This window comes from Actinocorallia lasiicapitis, from assembly GCF_054778695.1.
In genome coordinates this window covers 14,643-31,567 of record NZ_BAAGZI010000025.1, presented here as the reverse complement: position 1 = coordinate 31,567, position 16,925 = coordinate 14,643, and the positions used below count along the sequence as shown (strand labels likewise).

Here is a 16,925-nt window from a genome sequence, read left to right as displayed (position 1 = left end):
CCGCGCCGCGCTTCATCGCGGCGTAGTCGGTGTCGCCGCCGTCGGGATCGCCCGCGACGCCCGGCTGCTCGCCCTGCTCAGAAGCCTGTCGGACGCCCTGTGGGGCCGCGCCGACTCCGCCGCCGTCGAGGCCGTGACGCTCTGCGTCGTCGACCTGCCGGGGGCGTTCTTCCACCGGGCCCTCGCGGCCCCCGCCGGTCTGCCGGTCTCCTCCGGCAACCGGCTCCGTCTCGAGGCCGCCGTCCGCGCGGTCCTCGCCGTCGATCCCCTTGGAAAGGCCGGAAATGCCCACCCTTGACCTTGAAGACTCCGTCTTCGTCCTCACCTTCGGCGATGACGAGAACCGCTTCTCGCCCGACTGGCTGAAGTCCACGAGCGCGCTGCTCGACACCGTCGCCGAGCACCCCGAGCCGGCCGCGCTCGTCACCGTCGGCGGCGGCAAGTTCTACTCCAACGGCCTCGACCTGGACTGGCTCGGCCAGCACCCCGACCAGCTCGTCCCGTACGTCGCGGAGATCCACGCGCTGTTCTCGAAGGTGCTGACGCTGCCCGTCCCGACCATCGCGGCCGTCAACGGGCACGCGTTCGGCGGCGGCGCGATGCTCGCGATGGCCCACGACTTCCGGATCATGCGCGCTGACCGCGGCTACTTCTGCTTCCCCGAAGCCGACATCAACATCCCGTTCACGCCCGGGATGGCCGCGCTGATCCAGGCGAAGCTCACCCCGGCCGCCGCGACCGCGTCGATGACGACCGGCCACCGCTTCCCCGCCCCCGAGGCCGCCGCCCACGGCATCGTCGACGCCGTCTCCGACCTCGACGCCCTCCTCACGACGGCCGCCGCCCGCGTCCGTCCACTCGCCGGCAAGGACCGCGCGACCCTCTCAAAGATCAAGTCCGTGATGTACGCCCCCGCCGTCTCGGCCCTGGCCTCCTGACCCATCGAGGGCTGAGCCGAGCTCCACAGAAAAGTTTCGGGGCATGACGTTTTGATGTCTATTGTTGACGCCGGAGCACATCGACACGCGACTCCCGACGGGTGGGCTGATGGCGAGGCGTCAGGGATTCATGGCGGCGATCGCGCAGACACAGCGCGAAACCGAACGCGCCGAGGCGGCCAGAAGGCACAGTGAGGCCGCCGCACAAAGGGAGGCGGCACAGGCGCAGGCCGCTTCCCTTTGGGCGGCGGCCGCCACCGAAAAGGAACGCAAACGCCTTTACGCCGAAGCGCGGGCGGCCGAAGTGGCGGCGTTGAACGCGACGCTCGCGCAGCGGCTCACCGAACTCGACGAACTGCTCGTTTCCGGGCTGGGCCGGAACACGGCCGTCGATGTGAACGGGATGAAGGAGCGGCGCGCGCACCTGCCGTTCGAGCCCGGTCCCGCGGCCCGTCCCGAACCGCCGCCACGGCCGGAACAGTTCGCTCCGCCGCAGCCCACAGGGCTTTCCCGGCTGTTCGGCGGCGCCAAATACGAGGAGGCCGTCCGGCAGGGGCGGCTCGCCTACGAAACGGCGTGCGCCGAACATGCCACACGGGAGCAGGCGCGCCGGACCCAGCTCGAAGGGCTGCAGCGCGAGCACGCGCGGCGCGTCGCCGAAGCCGTCGAGCGAACCAGAAGGCAGCACGCCGAGGTCGACGCCTACCTGCGCGATCTGGCGACGGGACTGCCCAGCGCCGTCGTCGCCTATTTCGACTTCGTGCTGAACTCCGCTCCCTCGCCCGAAGGATTTCCGGCCGAATGGCGGATGGCCTATGTGCCGGACTCGCGGCAGCTCGTCGTCGAATACGAACTGCCGGCCATCGGCGTCATTCCCAAGGTCAAGGCCTATCGCTATGTGAAGACCTCCGACGCGATCGCCGAGACGGCACGCCCGGCCACGCAGATCCGGGCACGGTACACGTCCGTGGTCGGGCAGCTCGCGCTCCGCGTCGTCCGCGATCTGTTCACCGCCGACACCCGCGCGCAAGCGCGGTCGATCGTGCTGAACGGAATGGTCAGCACCGTCGACGCGGCCACCGGACGTCCGATCCGGCCCTGCCTGCTCACCCTCCGGACCACACGGGAGACCTTCGCCGAACTCGATCTCGCCCACGTCGATCCGGCGGCCTGCCTGCGGCATCTGGGCGCGGGCGTGTCACGGAACACCGCGGAGCTCGTCCCCGTCCGGCCGGTGCTGGAGTTCGACCTGGTCGATCCGCGGTACGTCGATCCGCGGTTCGTCGAGGAGACCGACCTCCTCGGCTCGCTCGACCAGCGGCCCAACCTGCTGGAGCTGACCCCGGCCGAGTTCGAGAGCCTCATCCAGAACCTGTTCGCGCGGATGGGGCTCGAGACCAGGCAGACCAGGGCGTCACGGGACGGAGGGGTCGACTGCGTCGCCCACGATCCGCGGCCGATCGTGGGCGGCAAGGTGGTGATCCAGGCGAAGCGGTACCGGAGCACCGTCGGGGTCTCGGCCGTCCGGGACCTGTTCGGGACCCTGCAGAACGAGGGAGCGTCCAAGGGCATCCTCGTGACGACCAGCGGCTACGGCCAGGCGTCGTTCGACTTCGCGAAGAACAAGCCGATCGAGCTGCTCGACGGCGCGAACCTGCTGTACCTGCTCAAGGAGCACGCCGGGATCGAGGCGCGGATCACCCCGCCGGAAGGCCGACGCGACCCCGCCGCCGGCTGCTGACCAGCGGTGGCCCCGTCGAGCTGGTCGTCACCGGACGGGGGCCGCTACCGGCTGATTCCCGGGTTCCGGTCACGGGCCGGAGCCCGTTCTATTTCCTACTAAGTCAATAGGTATTATGCTGATTTGCGTTCCGTGAAGGGAGAAACCGATGGGCCTGCCCGACTTCCTGGTGATCGGCGCGCCGAAAGCGGGGACCACCGCCCTGCACAGCGCGCTCGCCCGCCACCCCGCCCTCCACCTGTCGCCCGTGAAGGAGCCGAAGTTCTTCCTGACCGACGGGCCGCCCCCGACCCGCGGCGGCCCCGGCGACGTCCAGACCTACCGCGAGCACGTGTGGCGGCGCGAAGACTACGAGGCGCTGTTCGACGCCGCGCCCGAAGGGGCGCTGAAAGGCGAGTCGACCCCGTTCTACCTGCACGACCTCGACGCCCAGCGGCGGATCCGGGCGCTGATCCCCGACGTCCGGCTGATCGTCGTGCTCCGCGACCCCGTCGAACGCGCCCACTCCAACTGGACCCATCTGTGGTCGGCAGGGCTCGAACCCGTCGACGACATCGTCGAGGCGTGCCGGCTCGAAGAGGAACGGAAAGCCGACGGCTGGTCGGCGTTCTGGCACTACCTCGACCTCGGCCGCTACGGCGAACAGCTCGAACACCTCTACACGCTGTTCTCCCGCGAACAGGTGCTCGTGTTCCGGTACTGGGACCTCCTGTACGAGCCCGCCGCGACCCTCGACCGGGTCTTCGCGTTCCTCGGCGTGGAGCAGGGGCTCGTCCCCGACGTGCCGAAGGCGAACGTCACGGCGCACCCCGAACCGACCTGGCGGCGCGCCGTCCTGGCCAGGGCGCTGCGCGTCGCGACGGCCGTCGACTCCGTCCTGCCCGGCCACCCGCTCCGCGCCACCGTGACGGTGCCGCTGGAACGCGCGCTGCAGCGCGGCGGCCCGGCCAGACGGCCGCTGACCTGGGCGGAGCGCAGCGCGCTGCTGCCGTTCTTCGAAGCCGACGTGAAGCTGCTGGAGAAGGTCACCGGCGAGGACTTCGCCGACTGGCTGCGGCCCAGAGATGCATCGGGAGGACGGGTCGGGGAACGGCCGGCGGGACAGTACCAGGCCCGCAACGGCCGTCCCCGATGATCACGCCCGGAGTTCGGTGCGCAGCTCGTGGGCGCCGTCGGAGCGCGTCAGCTCGTAGTAGAGCCTGATCCCGCCCGCCGCGAGCGGCAGCGCGTCCAGATAGCGGAGGCCGCCGCCGCGGTGGGGGGACAGCGCCCACGGCTCGTCACCGACGGCCGTCAGGGCCTGCGGTTCGGTGCCGACGGCGAACCCGGTGCGCTCCTCGTAGTTCTCGGCGGCGCTGGCCCGGCCGTCGTAGGCCGCGACGACGCCGCCCGCCACGAACCGGACGGCCGTGACCCGCGCGCCCCGTGCGTCCCACGCGCCGGGACGGCGGCCGAGCGCGGTGCCGTGCCACGTCCAGGCGAGGCCGTCGACGCTGGTCGCGTAGTCCGACACCATCTGGTCGGCTTCGTCCGGGACGGCCAGCGGATGGCAGGACGCCCACAGATGCCACAGACCGTCGTGGTGGACGATCACCGGATCCTTGACGCCGATCTTCGTGTCGCCCGCGAGGACGACGGTCCGGTGCGCGGCGTCGAATTCAAGGGGATCGTCGGCTTCGAGGAGTTCGACCCTCCAGTGTTTGGTGCCGGGGGTGGCGCAGCTCAGATAGAGCCGCCACCGCCCCTCGGGCGTCCTGACCAGCGTCGGACGCTCCAGGGACTCGCTCCCGAACGCCTCCTTCGCCAGCCGCAGAAACGGTTCGAACCGCTCGCCGTCCGTGGATCTGGCCAGTTCGACCGCGAAACCGCGGCCCTCGTCCAGCGGGCGGCGCAGCCGGTAGGCCAGATAGATGACGCCTTCGTGTTCGACGGCGCTCGGGGCGCCGGCCCAGTAGCCCTCGCCTGCGCCGGGAGGCCCGACGGCGAGCGCGGAACGCTCGGGGTCGGGCCGCAGTGCGGAGATCAGCTCTTCGGTGGTCGCGGAGTTCAGAACGTCACCCTCTCCGAGTAGTTGATCGACGGTACCCCTCCGAGTGTCGCCGACTCCACGCCCATTGTGAATCATCTCGATGGGAAAAGTAGGTATGACTCGGACCAGGGCCCCTGCGACCGAACCGGATTCACCGCCCTCGCTAGGATGAGGCGTCCGACGATGGGGGAGAAGCGTGACCGAGATCGACGTCCAGCCGCACCCGTTCGACACCGCGGTGGCGCTCACCCCGGTGGCCGACGGCCGCTGGCAGGGCAGGACCAGCCCGGCGTACGCGAACATGGTCGGCCCGTTCGGTGGCGTCACCGCCGCCACGCTGCTACGCGCCGCGGAACTCCACCCGGACCGGCTCGGCGACCCGCTCTCCCTGACGGTGAACTACGCGGGCCCCGTCACGGACGGCGAGTTCGAGGTCACGGCCCGCCCGGTCCGCACCAACCGCACCACCCAGCACTGGCTTCTGGAACTCACCCAGGACGGCGCCGTGACGACGACCGCCACCGCCATTTTTGGTGTCCGCCGCGACACCTGGTCCGACACCGAAGCCGAAATGCCGAAGGTCCCCGCCCCGGAGGACACCCCGCTCGGCGGTTTCCCCGATTTCATCTCCTGGGCCGCCAATTACGAGATGCGCTACGTCGAAGGCGAACTCCCCACCGACTCCACCGGCGAATCCCCTTCTTCCACCACCACTCTCTGGGTCCGCGACTCCCCGTCCCGCCCCCTCGACTACGCCTCCCTGACGGCTCTCTCCGACGTCTTCTACCCCCGCGTCTTCCTCCGCCGAGGCCAATTCATCCCCGCCGGCACCGTCTCCCTGACCACCTATTTCCACACCACCCCCGCCACCCTCACTTCCCACGGCACCACCCCTCTCCTGGCCACCGCCCGCTCTACCACTTTCACCTCCGGCTACCACGACCAGTCCGCCCACCTCTGGACCCCCACCGGCACCCTCCTAGCCACCACCCACCAACTCGTCTACTACAAGCACTAACCCCCGGCAGCCTTCCCGCCAGGCTCGAGACGACAGGTGTCGTCGCAGCACTACCGACGAGCGCCTGACAGACCCACGAACTCGCGAAACCCCGTCCCGCATCCTCAGGGCCTGCTCAGAGACACATCTCGTCGCAGGTTCCGGGCAGCGAATTCGGCGGCCTCCCGAGTGAGCCGAGCGGCCGGTTCCGGTGACTGCGCGGTGATGACGACCAAGCGCTCCTGGCCGTGGGGTACGAGGAGATGGCACTGATGCCAGGTCTGTTCCTCGTGCTCATAGGCCACCTCGACAAGACTGAAATCCTTCTCCTCAACAGAGCGCAGGACCCGCTGGCCGGGAGCCACCAGCTCTCGGAGCGGCGGAACCCCGTCGCGCCGTAGTGGTCCTTGAAGGAAGATCGCTGCCCCTTTCCCGTCGAGAAGGTAAAAGGGAGTCGGGTCTCCTTCCGGCGCCGATTCGAGGGTGAAATTCGTCGGCCAAGGGATCGAGCATGCGCTTGTCTCAATGCGCCAAGTCCGCTCCTCCGGGCCCTCGCCGAGCATGAAGATATTCGGGTGTTCGGGGATTACGGCGCGGCCGTTCTTGACGGCGACACGGACCGTGGACGTCGAGTCGAATGGTTCGGTCGCGATAAGAACGGAGCCGTCCACATAGGTGAAGGCGTAGGGCCAGACCGGGGTGAGCGTCACCCCGAAGCCGGACAGCCGGGCGAAGACGTGACCCATGAATCCTCCGGCTACGGGACGCCCGCAACACGCGGCTTAGCCGCGCAGATTGTCGGGCAGTGCAAAAAGACCTCTTACCCGAGGTTGCGGGTTGAGGTCTTTTGCTGGGGAAGTGTGGTGGCCAGGGGCGGGGTCGAACCGCCGACCTACCGCTTTTCAGGCGGTCGCTCGTACCAACTGAGCTACCTGGCCGGGCATTGTTGCGCGGTCCTGACGGGACTTGAACCCGCGACCTCCACCTTGACAGGGTGGCGAGCACTCCAACTGCTCCACAGGACCTTGGTGCTGCGCCCGGGGCCTTGCGCTTTCGCTCCGGGGCAACGTGGAAGAGCTTAGGTGATGCGGGCGGATACTGCCAACTCAGAAACCGGTACGGCCGTCCAGGAGCTCGGTGAGGATGTCCAGATGGCCCGCGTGGCGAGCGGTTTCCTCGACCATGTGGAGGAGGAGCCAGCGGAGCGTCGACGGGTCGCCGTCCGCCGCCGGGACGGCGAGCTCGGTGTCCAAAGGGAGGGTCGCGGCGATCGTCCGGGAGGTCGCGCACTGGGCGGCGTAGGCGGCGAGGAGATCGGGGAGGGCGGCCGGGTCCTTGAACTCGGCATCCGGGTCGGTGTCCGTCCAGGGAGCGCGGTCGGGGAGGCCGAGGAGCCGGTGCTCGAACCAGTAATGCTCGACCCAGCGGAGATGCGAGACGAGGCCGGCGGCCGTCATGAGCGGCGACGTCGCCAGCAGCGGACGGCGGGCCGCCTCTTCGGACAGACCTTGGCATTTCACCGGGATCGTGGCGCGGTACTGATCCAGGAAGGCGTCGAGGAGCAGGCGTTCGCCGCCGGATCGTGGCGGTTTCCGACGAGTCATGATCGTAGAAGGTAGTCGATGGTGCGAGCAGTGCGCCGGAGGCCGTAGTCTGTTCCCGTCGCGCCAGCGCGTCGAGGTCCTGTGGAGCAGTTGGAGTGCTCGCCACCCTGTCAAGGTGGAGGTCGCGGGTTCAAGTCCCGTCAGGACCGCCTTTATGGAAGATTGTCCGTTTATGGACTCCTGGGTGCGTGAAGCCCTCCTCTCCGCGAAACAGCCCGTTCCGGGCAGACCGTGGAAACTCTCCCTCGGCGGAATCCTCGGCCGCCACCCCAAGACGCCCGGTGTCGTCCGGAAACTCCTCGGCCTCCTCGACGACTTCGGCGCCGTGGAGATCGGCCCCGACGAGGTCGGCTTCGACGGCGACACCGTGAACTGGGACAGAGTCCTCGAAATCCGCCGCCACAGCACCGCCGACCTGCTCCCCGACGTCGTGATCGACCGTGAGGTCGACCGGATCCGCGACTTCCTGCCGCCCGTCCCCGGCCGTAAATGGGTCGTCGGCAAGGCCACCGAACTCCTGCTGACGTTCGTGATGGCGGCCCGTGGCGACGGCGGCGGCGATTCGGTCATACCGTGCGAGATCGTCTACCGGAACCGGCTCGGACGGACGTCGGAGAAGTCGGCGGGGCTGTTCGCGGCGTCCATCCTGGCGGCGCTCCCGGCGGCGTCGGAGACGCTGATGGCCACGGCGCACGAACGGGGGATCCCGATCGTGATGGTTCCCTCGAAAACGCCCAAAGCGGATCGGGCGGAGCGGTTGCGGAGCGCGGGGAGCCGGTTGGCGGAGAAAGTGCGGGCGCTGCAGGCGGGGGAGTGATCGCCGGGGGATGCGGAGAGATCCGCATCGTGGAGCAAGGCGGCGGGGGGACGGGGTTCGGGCGGGCCATCGGGTGGGGGTGGTTCGGGGCGGGGTGGCGGCGCAGTGTGGCCGTCAGAGGGTGGTGAAGGCTGTGTAGGCCTCTTCGGTGAAGAGGACGAAGCGTGCTTTCTCCACTTGTGTCGGGGTTTCCTGGACGGTCGTGAGCGCGATCCGGGCCGCGTCCTCCACTGGCCAGCCATAGATTCCCGCCGAAACGGCCGGAAATGCCATGGTCCGTACGCCGAGTTCGTCCGCCACCCGCAGTGACTCCCGGTAGCAGGACGCCAGCAGCTCCGACCTGTCCTCGCGCGCCGACCATACGGGCCCGACCGTGTGGATCACCCAGCGAGCGTCGAGCCTGCCCGCCGTGGTCGCGACGGCCTGCCCCGTGGCCAGCCCTTTCCCGTAGTGCGACGCCCGCAGCGCCCGGCACGCCGCCAAGATCTCCGGTCCGCCTTTGCGGTGAATCGCCCCGTCCACTCCGCCGCCGCCGAGAAGCGACGAGTTCGCAGCGTTGACGATCGCGTCGACGCGCTGCTCGGTTATGTCGCCAAAGACGAGTTCGATCTCCATGACGCCCATCCCACCATGCGCGCTTTGTCGCTCAACTGAACGGTAGGTTGTCGCCATGCTGTTTCAGGCGTGTGGGAACGCTGTGCGTGCGGTCAGGGAGGGCGGCGACTTCCGGGCGCACCTCCGGGTCGCCGCGAAGGCAGCCCCCACCGCCGAACCGGACGAGCTGACGCGCGCCGCCCACCGCATCGTGGACGTCGCCGCCGAGCTCCCGCCCCAGCAAGGCGGCTGGTTCGCCCTCCTGTCCGGCACCCTCGCCGAGCACGGCGCCGACGTGGACGGCATCCCGGTGATCGAGCGCCTGAGCGGCGTCTCCTCGGGCGCCCTGACGTTCGCCGAAGCGTGGGGCGCCGACGTCCCGGCCGCCGAAGACGGGCCGACCCCGGACATCTACCGCGAAACCCACGCCCGGTTGGGCGAACGCGCCCGTATCGCCATGCAGTGCTGGTACGCGCTGCCCCAGTTCGCGTCGGCCGCCTGCACCCTGCTTTCGCTCTCGCCGGCCACCCGCGCCGCCGTCGCCGACACCGACGAGCTCGTCGACCGCGCCGCCGCCCACTGCCTGGACCTCGACCAGGTCCGCGATCTGCGCCGCATCATTGACGGCGAGCAGCTCCTCGTCCTGCACCGCGCCTCCCGGCAGGGCTGGGGCGTCACCATTCACGGCATCGGCGACAATTTCCAGCTCCACACGCTGCTGGCCGCCGTCCTGATCCCCGACCATCTGCCCGGCCGGCCCGTCGACCCGCGTCATGTCGAGTCCTTCACCTCGGGCCCGAGCGATCCGATGACCCCGATCGTCACCGGCTGGTGGAACCTCGCGGACATCTCCGGCGAACCCATCTGGAACGAATCATCTCCCTCGGAGATCCCCCTGGTAGGCGACACCCGCGTCCTCGTCCTCGACCCTCCCTCCTACGACCGCTCCTGGTCCGCCGCGCGCCGCTTCCCCCTCATGCCCGCCTCCCTGGCCCTCACCGCCACCTACGACCCCGCCGACCTCACCGCCTGGTGGCCCATCCTCAAGGCGCCGGTGTGATTTCGGTACACATCTGCTTCTTTGTGGGGTGTAGTCCGCTGGTCTAGGCTGTGCGGCAGGTTCGCCGAAGGGAGCGCATGTGAACGAGAAGTCCTCGGCCACCGTCACCGCCGCTGACATCGCCAGGCTCACCGGCTTCGGAAGGGCCGCGGTCAGCAACTGGCGCCGCCGGTACGACGACTTCCCGCAGCCCGTCGGCGGCACGGCCAGCAGCCCGCAGTTCGCGCTGGCCGACGTCGAGGAATGGCTGGTCAGACAGGGTAAAACCGTCGAGGTCTCGGCCGAGGAACGGCTCTGGCAGCAGATCAGATCGACCTTCGACGACCTCAGCCTCGCGCAGGCCGTCGCGGACCTCGGCGAGCGGCTGCTCGGCTCCGGCGACGGGCCGTTCGCCGCCGAACTCGCCGGACTGGCACGCGAGAAGGGCGCGGCCGAGACGTTCGAGTTCCTGCTCGACCGGTTCGTCGAAGCGCACGCCCGGCGCGTCGCGACCACTCCGCGGGAGACCGCGCGGCTGATGGCCGAGCTCACCGAGGTCGCCGGCGCGTCCGTCCTCGACCCGTCGTGCGGCATCGGCACCCTGCTCACCACCGCGCTCGACCACGGCGCGGGCCCCGTCCACGGGCAGGACCGCGACCAGGCGTCCGCCCGGATGAGCCGCGCCCGGCTCGCGCTGCGCACCGACACCAGCCAGGTCCGCGAAGGCGACTCGCTCCGCGACGACGCGTTCCCCGACCTCGCCGCCGACGTCGTCCTCTGCGACCCTCCGTTCGCCGACCGCGGCTGGGGCTACGACGAACTGACCAGCGACCCCCGCTGGGCCTACGGCCTCCCGCCGAGAGGCGAACCCGAACTGGCCTGGGTGCAGCACGCCCTCGCCAGGACCAAACCGGGCGGCCGGGTCGCCGTCCTCATGCCCGCCGCCGCCGCCGACCGCAGGTCAGGCCGGCGCATCCGCTCCCAGCTCCTGCGCAGCGGCGCACTGCGCGCCGTCTTCGAACTGCCTGCCGGAACGGCGTCCGGCTCGCCCGCGGGACCGCACCTCTGGGTGCTGCGCCGCCCCGACGGCCGCGCCGCCCTGCCCAGCCGCCTGCTGCTCGCCGACCTGTCCCAGGACGACGCGTTCGGCGCCTCCGCCCTCGCTCTCTGGCGGGAATTCGCCGACCGTCCCGAACTGGAACGCGAGAACGGGCGCGGCATTCCCATCATCGACCTGCTCGACGACGTCGTGGACGTCACACCGTCACGGCACGTCGTCCACTCCGTGGCCAAGGGACTCGATTTCGGGACGGCCAGAAACGGTTTCCGGGAACTGCTCGCCGCCCTCGGCGAAGCCGTTTCCGCACTCGATTCCCTGGTGCACGAGGACCAGAAGTTCGGCATGACGACCGTCACGGAACTGCTGCAGAGCGGGGCGGTGAGCGTGCGGCAGTCACCGATCCGGCTGGAGACGGGCAAGGGCGCCGTCCCGGTGCTCACCGCGCAGGACGTGATCCTCGGCCGGGAGCCGTCCGAGCTGGTCGAGGACACCCCGGGGCTGGTCATGCTGGAGCGCGGGGACGTCGTCGTGCCGATGACGTCGCGCCAGCTCGAACCGCAGGTCATGACGCGCGGCGGAATGGCGGCGGGCCCGCACCTTCAGGTGTTCCGGCCGGAACCGAGCCGCTGCGATCCCTATTTCCTGGCGTGTTTTCTGCGGGCTTCCGGTGTCGCCAGATCCGGGGCGACGAACGTGTCGCGGGCCGACGGGCGGCGCGCGCCGATCCCGCGTCTTCCGATCGAAGCGCAGCGCCCTTATGGGGAGGCTTTCCGGCGGCTCCAGACCGTTTCGGATCTGCTGCGGACGGTCGGCGCGGCGGGCGAGACCTTCGTCGGGCTCGGTTATGAGGGATTGGCCGGGGGCGTTCTCCGGCCGGAATAGCGACGACCGCGCGTCCCGCCGATACGGGACGCGCGGCCAGATTCCGCTTACTTCAGGGTGACGGTGACGCCGCCGCTGAGAAAGCTGTCGTGGAGTTCCAGCCGGGACGGGGTGGCGCCGGCCGGGAGGTCGAACAGGACGATGCCCTTGACCGCGTTGCCCGGGTTGATCTCCTCGTAGAGGGACTTGGAATTGTCCAGGTAGATGGCGGCTTCGGTGTCGGCTGAGTACTCGCGCTTCGCGGTGTCGAACAGCTTCTGCTCGTCGCCCGAGAAGCTCTGCGCCTTCGTGCCGATGTTCTTGACGGTGACGTAGACGAGGACGAACGAGCCCTGGGCCTTCTTGTTCAGGTACTGGTTGCCGACCTTCTTCACGCCCGTCTTCACCTTGGTGACGGTGAACGCGAACTTTCCGTCGCGCGCTTCCTGGCCGATGCCCGCGGCCGTCGCCTTCTTCTTGGCCCCTGCCCCGGTGTCGTCGCCCCCGCCGCCGCCCAGGCTCGCGACCGCGATGACGATCAGCACGAGCACGACAGCGGTGGCGATCACTGCTGTGAGCAGGCATCCCTTGCCCTTGCTCTGCTTCGGCTGCGGCATGGGCGGGTGCGGAGCGTACTGACCGTGCATGAGGGGCCTCGGTTTCTGTGTACTCATCTGGTGGCGGTTCACATTGCAGCACGCCATCTACAGGAGAGTCAAGCGTGAAGTCTGTACACAGAACAATTGAGGTTGTCATTGTGCGTCGTGCTGGTGCCGGGTGCGGTGCTCGCCGGTTTTCCACAGGCGCGAAAACGCGATGGTGCGGGGACGCGTAGCGTCGGTCGCGGGTCTTCCCGAAGGGGCGGCCGTCAGGCGGTGCGGTGCTCGGTCCAGGAGGTGAGGAAGGAGTCGACCAGGTCGCAGGCGCGGGCGTCCGCGTCGTATTCGAGGGTGGGGCGTCGGCGGCCGATCGAGGCGAGCGAGTCGGCGGCCTCGTTGAGCAGATGGCCGGAGTGGCCCTTGACGTGCTGGAAGGTGTGGTGCGGATGCTGTGCGAGAAGACGGGCGAGGGACAGCAGGTCGGCGGGATCGTCGCGGTAGCCGGCCGGCAGCGCGAGGGTCTGGCCTTGCTGCCACCGCCACAGGTACCGGAGCGCCGGAATCGAGTCGACGAGGATCGTCATCGGCACCGCCGGATCGACCGTCGCCAGCAGCAGCCGCACGGCCCCCAGTTCGCTGACGAGAATCTTGCTGGGCCCGACGGGATCCTGGGGCCCCGCCTGCCAGGACCCCACGCCCCAGAAGCCGTCCGTGGTCAGGAACCCCATGCCGCCGTGCCCGTCCTTCCAGCTCGCGTCGGTCGCGGCCACCAACGGCCTGATCCCCGCCCACCGCGAGATCTGGCCCCGCGACACCTCCCCGCCGAGCTGTCCTCGTCCCCGCTCCCGGCGCCGGGTGCGGGTCCCCGCCACCCGGACGGCGGCGGTGTACCTCCGCCGTCCGTTCCCGCCGCTCTCCCGGTTTCCGGGCGGCCGCTCCTGCTCGTCCGCGCCGGGCTGCTCCGGTGCGCGCGTGAACGGGCGCGGGTGGGTGAGGGGCTGCTCGGAGGCGGTCACGGGCGGGGATTTGAGGATCGGGTGGGTGTGGGCCGGAGCGGACAGGAGGGTGCGTTCGGCGAGACGCAGCAGGGTGGTCAGGGCGGGAACGTCGGTGGCCCTGGCGGAGGCGAGGAGGAGCCGGGTGAGGGCGCCCACTTCCTGGCAGCCGGTGCAGAGATGGGAGAGCAGGGCGTACCGCTGGAGGCGGGCCACGCGAGTGGCCAGCGGAGCGGGCACGACGGCCAGGCCGAGCCGGAACTCGGTCGCGGTCATCGAGTGCGTCATGGGTGAGCACCTCCCTGCCGGGCGTGTGAGGTGTCTGACGTCCGATGGTCCGCAGGAGTTCCCGACCGCTTCACCATTGTCATCAACGGTCAGATACCGGCACTATTGCGCGCATGTTCACGGAAGTGTCGATCAGCAGGCTGACCAGGGGAAGAGCGGGCCGCTCCACCCCCGAAGACATCCAGACGTTTCTCTACCGTTGGTGGATTGTCGCGTTCGCCCTAAAAATGGTGGGGTCGTCCTGGGATGTCGCCTGGCACTTCAAGTGGCTCCGCGACGACCTGGCGATCCCGCATCTCCTCAACACGGCGGGCAGCGTCCTCGCGATGGTTCTCATCGGCCTGCACTGGTTCACCGGTTTCGGTGTCGACAAGGCGGCGAAGCGGCTGCTGGAAATCGGTATCGCGATCTTCATGGTGGCGATCCCGATCGACATCATCAACCACCGGGTCAACGGTCTCGACATCACTTCGTGGAGCCCGTCGCACGCGCTGCTGTACATCGGCACCGCGCTGATGCTCGCGGGCTGCTGCCGCACGGCCAAGGGCCACCCCTGGGTGCAGGGCGTGTTCTTCGCGTTCTTCCTGGAGAACTGGCATTTCCCGGCACAGCACCAGGAGTACGGCGTCTACGAGCTGAAGTCCTGGGACGCGGGCCGCCCGTACGCCGAACCGAGCCTGCTCGAGTTCGCCGCGAAGCAGCTCGGGCGTCCCGTCGACCGCGACATGGTCGAGAAGTTCTCGCTGCCGGTCTCGGACTGGGTCTACCCGCTCTGGGTGCTGGGCGGCTCGGTACTGGTGCTGGTCGTCGCGCGCCGGCTGATCGGACGCCCCTGGGCGGCTACCGCGATCGCGGCCGGCTACCTGGCGTACCGCACCGTGATGTGGGTGCTGCTCGACCTCACCGGCTTCCCACTGTCGGCCGTCCCGGTGTTCCTGCTGGCGTCCGCCCTCGCGGTCGATCTGGCGTTCCGGTATCTGCCGGCGTCGCCCGTCGCGGGAGCGCTGCTGGTGACGGCCATCGGCTACGCCGCCCTGCTCGCGCAGACGACGTTCGCCGAGGCGCCGCCGTTCGCCTACGGGTCGTTCCCGGTGGCGGGGCTGCTGCTGTCGGTCTGCTGGTACGCGGCGGGACGTCCGCTGCCCGCCCTGCCGTCTCAGCTCCGCTTCCCACGCTGATCGGTTAGGTTCGGGCGGGTGACGGAGATCGCGGGGCGCTACCGGCTGGACGAGCCGATCGGCCGGGGCGGGATGGGCGAGGTGTGGGCGGCCACCGACCAGCGGCTGCGCCGACGGGTCGCCGTCAAGCTGATCAGCGGCCGTGAAGCGCCGGACGAGCAGCTCAGCAAGCGTTTCGTCCGGGAATGCATGATCACGGCACGGCTCGACCACCCGGGTGTCCCGGTCGTCTACGACAGCGGAGTGGACGGCGAGCGCCTGTTCCTCGTCATGCAGCTCGTCCAGGGGGTGAACCTCGACTATCTGGACGAGCCGCTGCCGATCGGCTGGGCGGCGGCGATCGGCGCCCAGATCGCGGCCGTGCTCGGCGCCGCCCATCGCCAGTCGATCGTCCATCGCGATCTCAAGCCGTCCAATCTGATGATCACGCCGGACGGCGCGGTCAAGGTCCTCGATTTCGGGTTGGCGAAGGCGCTCCAGTCTCCGGACGATTCGCGTATCACCTTCACCGGGCAGCAGCTCGGCACCTGGCTGTTCATGGCGCCCGAGCAGTTCACCGGCGGACCGGTCGGCCCCTGGACTGACCTCTACGCGCTCGGCTGCGTGCTGCACTATCTGCTCGCGGGCGAGGCGGTCTTCGGCGGCGACTCCGATCTGTCGATGCACCGCCATCTCACCGAACGGCCGGCGTCGCTGCGTTCGATCCGGCGCGACGTCCCAGAAGAGCTGGCGGAGCTGGTGCTGTCTCTGCTCGCCAAGGAGCCGGGGGAGCGTCCCACCGAGGTGTACGACGTTCTGCTCGCCCACGCGTCGGACTTGCGAGCGTTGCCGGGCATGGTGGGGATCGAGGAGAGCGCCCTGCGCCGCTACGCCGCGGTCCTGGCCAAGATCGGCGGCCGCGCCGGCACTCTGGAGGAGGCCGACGAGCTGTTCGACGCCGGACGTTACGCCGAGGCCGCGCTCGCCTACCGGGCCGTCGGCACCCTGACCGCCCGGCTCCGCGAGGCCAACTGCCACGAGGTCGCAGGTGACCGTCCCGCCGCCCTCACGTGCCTTCAGGGCCTGGTCGGCGAGGCGCTGCGCGAGTACGGACCGGATGACAGCCGCACCCTCGAACTCCGCCGAAGGATCGGATTCCTGCTCGCCGCTACCGGTCAGTCCGCGGAGGCCGTCGCGCTGCTCCGCAGGCTCGTCGCCGACTTCGAGCGGGTCCACGGCCCCGACAGCGCCCTGGTCACCGGGCTCCGCGCCGATACCGCCAAAATCACCAGAAGGACCACCTGAATGACCCCGAGAACCGCTCTGCTCCTGGCCGTCGCCGCGGCGACCGTGCTGCCCGCGCTCCCCGCTGCGGCGGGTCAGGCGGCGCGCGCCACGTGCACGACGGGGACCTGGAAGATGTCGGGATACCAGCAGAAGAGCACTTCGGCCGTCTACGGGACTTCACTGCTCACCAAGGGCGGTGGCGGCACCCGGTTGAAGATCTCCAGCGCGGGTCTGGCCTGGGACTTCGGCCGAGCGGCGAAGGTCGTGACCAGCGGGCGGAACAACGGTGTGGCGATCGCGGAGTCGGCGCTCTACCGGAAGGCGCTGCGGCACAAGGTCGTCGCGAAGGGCGGGAAGTTCACCACGAAGCTGGGGAGCGTTCAGGGCGCCGCGCTGGTGAAGACGGTGACGACGCGCCCGGAGCCGTCCAAGCGGTTGGAGAAGGTGGCCGGGCTGGTGCGGGCAGGGAACGTCACGGTCGTCCCGACCGGCCGGGTGGCGTACGCGTGCTCCGCCCATGCGTTGCACTTCCGCCGGACCACCAAGCTCGACGGCAGCGGTGGCCGGGAAGTCACCGACTGGCGTTTCACGCGCTAGCGGAGCGCGTAGAGCACGACCAGTGCCAGTGTGCCGAACATGAGCAAGGTCGACAGTGCCGCCAGGAGCTGCTTCATCAGCTCCATGACCGCGACGACGATGCGGTGGATCGCTCGGACCAGCATCACGACCATGGCGGCCGCCGTCAGGACGGGGGTGAGCGGTGTCTGAAGCGAAGGCGCGTTGGCGGCGGATTCTGCGAGGACGGAGATCAGGGACATGGTGGCCTCCTTGAGGGATGCCTTCATCTCACGTCCCCGAAGGGGAGAAATCCCCTTCCGGCAAGCGCTCCCGGAGGTTCCCGGGAGCACATTCCACGCTA

17 protein-coding genes, 3 tRNA genes and 1 pseudogene are annotated in these 16,925 nt (G+C 69.6%); 12 read left to right on the top strand and 9 right to left on the bottom strand.

Annotated features, from left to right (window positions below):
* From ACYVE7_RS05435 to ACYVE7_RS05420, 4 genes and pseudogenes are all read left to right on the top strand, one after another.
* Positions 1 to 298 (top strand): annotated as a pseudogene (locus ACYVE7_RS05435) (hypothetical protein); the annotation flags it as partial.
* Positions 285 to 938 (top strand): enoyl-CoA hydratase-related protein, encoded by a 654-nt coding sequence (locus ACYVE7_RS05430; protein ID WP_460363422.1) that lies wholly within the window; start codon positions 285 to 287, stop codon positions 936 to 938. The pseudogene ACYVE7_RS05435 and the gene ACYVE7_RS05430, both read left to right, overlap by 14 nt.
* 109 nt (positions 939 to 1,047) lie before the next feature.
* A complete protein-coding gene (locus ACYVE7_RS05425) occupies positions 1,048 to 2,679 on the top strand; it encodes a restriction endonuclease (RefSeq protein ID WP_460363421.1) in 1,632 nt (543 codons plus the stop codon).
* A 148-nt stretch (positions 2,680 to 2,827) separates the two neighbouring features.
* The gene (locus tag ACYVE7_RS05420) at positions 2,828 to 3,814 is read left to right on the top strand and encodes a sulfotransferase family protein (protein WP_460363420.1); all 987 of its coding nucleotides are present in this window, start codon (positions 2,828 to 2,830) and stop codon (positions 3,812 to 3,814) included.
* Here the strand turns inward: ACYVE7_RS05420 and ACYVE7_RS05415 are convergent, their stop codons facing one another.
* Entirely contained in the window at positions 3,815 to 4,804 is a 990-nt protein-coding gene (locus ACYVE7_RS05415) for a glycoside hydrolase family protein (protein WP_460363419.1), read from the bottom strand.
* A gap of 100 nt (positions 4,805 to 4,904) precedes the next feature.
* Here ACYVE7_RS05415 and ACYVE7_RS05410 point away from each other — a divergent pair, with 100 nt between their 5' ends.
* Positions 4,905 to 5,726: an acyl-CoA thioesterase gene (locus tag ACYVE7_RS05410; RefSeq protein WP_460363418.1), complete on the top strand. Its 822-nt coding sequence runs from the start codon at positions 4,905 to 4,907 to the stop codon at positions 5,724 to 5,726.
* A gap of 104 nt (positions 5,727 to 5,830) precedes the next feature.
* Here ACYVE7_RS05410 and ACYVE7_RS05405 read toward each other — a convergent pair whose 3' ends face one another.
* From ACYVE7_RS05405 to ACYVE7_RS05390, 4 genes are all read right to left on the bottom strand, one after another.
* A complete protein-coding gene (locus ACYVE7_RS05405; RefSeq protein WP_460363417.1) occupies positions 5,831 to 6,451 on the bottom strand; it encodes a hypothetical protein in 621 nt (206 codons plus the stop codon).
* Positions 6,452 to 6,566: 115 nt separating this feature from the next.
* Positions 6,567 to 6,643: transfer RNA gene (locus ACYVE7_RS05400), tRNA-Phe, on the bottom strand.
* 13 nt (positions 6,644 to 6,656) lie between these two features.
* Positions 6,657 to 6,730: transfer RNA gene (locus tag ACYVE7_RS05395), tRNA-Asp, on the bottom strand.
* A gap of 81 nt (positions 6,731 to 6,811) precedes the next feature.
* Positions 6,812 to 7,309: a DinB family protein gene (locus ACYVE7_RS05390; RefSeq protein WP_460363416.1), complete on the bottom strand. Its 498-nt coding sequence runs from the start codon at positions 7,307 to 7,309 to the stop codon at positions 6,812 to 6,814.
* Positions 7,310 to 7,384: 75 nt separating this feature from the next.
* Between ACYVE7_RS05390 and ACYVE7_RS05385 the strand changes: the two genes are divergently transcribed.
* Both ACYVE7_RS05385 and ACYVE7_RS05380 read left to right on the top strand, forming a co-directional pair.
* Positions 7,385 to 7,458: transfer RNA gene (locus tag ACYVE7_RS05385), tRNA-Asp, on the top strand.
* 35 nt (positions 7,459 to 7,493) lie between these two features.
* Positions 7,494 to 8,126, top strand: a complete 633-nt coding sequence (locus ACYVE7_RS05380) for a hypothetical protein (RefSeq protein ID WP_460363415.1) — start codon at positions 7,494 to 7,496, stop codon at positions 8,124 to 8,126.
* A 114-nt stretch (positions 8,127 to 8,240) separates the two neighbouring features.
* Here ACYVE7_RS05380 and ACYVE7_RS05375 read toward each other — a convergent pair whose 3' ends face one another.
* Complete coding sequence (locus ACYVE7_RS05375) at positions 8,241 to 8,741, bottom strand: O-acetyl-ADP-ribose deacetylase (RefSeq protein ID WP_460363414.1); 501 nt, start codon at positions 8,739 to 8,741, stop codon at positions 8,241 to 8,243.
* Between the two features lie 82 nt (positions 8,742 to 8,823).
* Between ACYVE7_RS05375 and ACYVE7_RS05370 the strand changes: the two genes are divergently transcribed.
* Positions 8,824 to 9,780: a hypothetical protein gene (locus tag ACYVE7_RS05370; RefSeq protein ID WP_460363413.1), complete on the top strand. Its 957-nt coding sequence runs from the start codon at positions 8,824 to 8,826 to the stop codon at positions 9,778 to 9,780.
* A gap of 79 nt (positions 9,781 to 9,859) precedes the next feature.
* Positions 9,860 to 11,701, top strand: coding sequence for an N-6 DNA methylase (locus ACYVE7_RS05365; RefSeq protein WP_460363412.1), 1,842 nt, complete (start codon positions 9,860 to 9,862; stop codon positions 11,699 to 11,701).
* 47 nt (positions 11,702 to 11,748) lie between these two features.
* Here ACYVE7_RS05365 and ACYVE7_RS05360 read toward each other — a convergent pair whose 3' ends face one another.
* Together ACYVE7_RS05360 and ACYVE7_RS05355 are read right to left on the bottom strand one after the other, a co-directional pair.
* Positions 11,749 to 12,297 carry a DUF4352 domain-containing protein gene (locus ACYVE7_RS05360; protein WP_460363411.1) on the bottom strand — a complete coding sequence of 183 codons (549 nt, stop codon included), beginning with the start codon at positions 12,295 to 12,297 and terminating at the stop codon, positions 11,749 to 11,751.
* A gap of 251 nt (positions 12,298 to 12,548) precedes the next feature.
* Positions 12,549 to 13,562, bottom strand: coding sequence for an RNase H family protein (locus ACYVE7_RS05355; RefSeq protein ID WP_460363410.1), 1,014 nt, complete (start codon positions 13,560 to 13,562; stop codon positions 12,549 to 12,551).
* 113 nt (positions 13,563 to 13,675) lie between these two features.
* On the opposite strand from ACYVE7_RS05355, the gene ACYVE7_RS05350 reads away from it, so the two are divergent.
* The 3 genes from ACYVE7_RS05350 to ACYVE7_RS05340 are packed head-to-tail and all read left to right on the top strand — an operon-like array spanning position 13,676 to position 16,603.
* Positions 13,676 to 14,740 carry a hypothetical protein gene (locus ACYVE7_RS05350; protein ID WP_460363409.1) on the top strand — a complete coding sequence of 355 codons (1,065 nt, stop codon included), beginning with the start codon at positions 13,676 to 13,678 and terminating at the stop codon, positions 14,738 to 14,740.
* A gap of 18 nt (positions 14,741 to 14,758) precedes the next feature.
* Positions 14,759 to 16,024 carry a protein kinase domain-containing protein gene (locus ACYVE7_RS05345; protein ID WP_460363408.1) on the top strand — a complete coding sequence of 422 codons (1,266 nt, stop codon included), beginning with the start codon at positions 14,759 to 14,761 and terminating at the stop codon, positions 16,022 to 16,024.
* Positions 16,025 to 16,603: a hypothetical protein gene (locus tag ACYVE7_RS05340; RefSeq protein ID WP_460363407.1), complete on the top strand. Its 579-nt coding sequence runs from the start codon at positions 16,025 to 16,027 to the stop codon at positions 16,601 to 16,603.
* Here ACYVE7_RS05340 and ACYVE7_RS05335 read toward each other — a convergent pair.
* Positions 16,600 to 16,851 carry a hypothetical protein gene (locus ACYVE7_RS05335; RefSeq protein WP_460363406.1) on the bottom strand — a complete coding sequence of 84 codons (252 nt, stop codon included), beginning with the start codon at positions 16,849 to 16,851 and terminating at the stop codon, positions 16,600 to 16,602. The two genes, ACYVE7_RS05340 and ACYVE7_RS05335, sit on opposite strands and share 4 nt — an antisense overlap.
* Between the last annotated feature and the right edge of the window lie 74 nt (positions 16,852 to 16,925).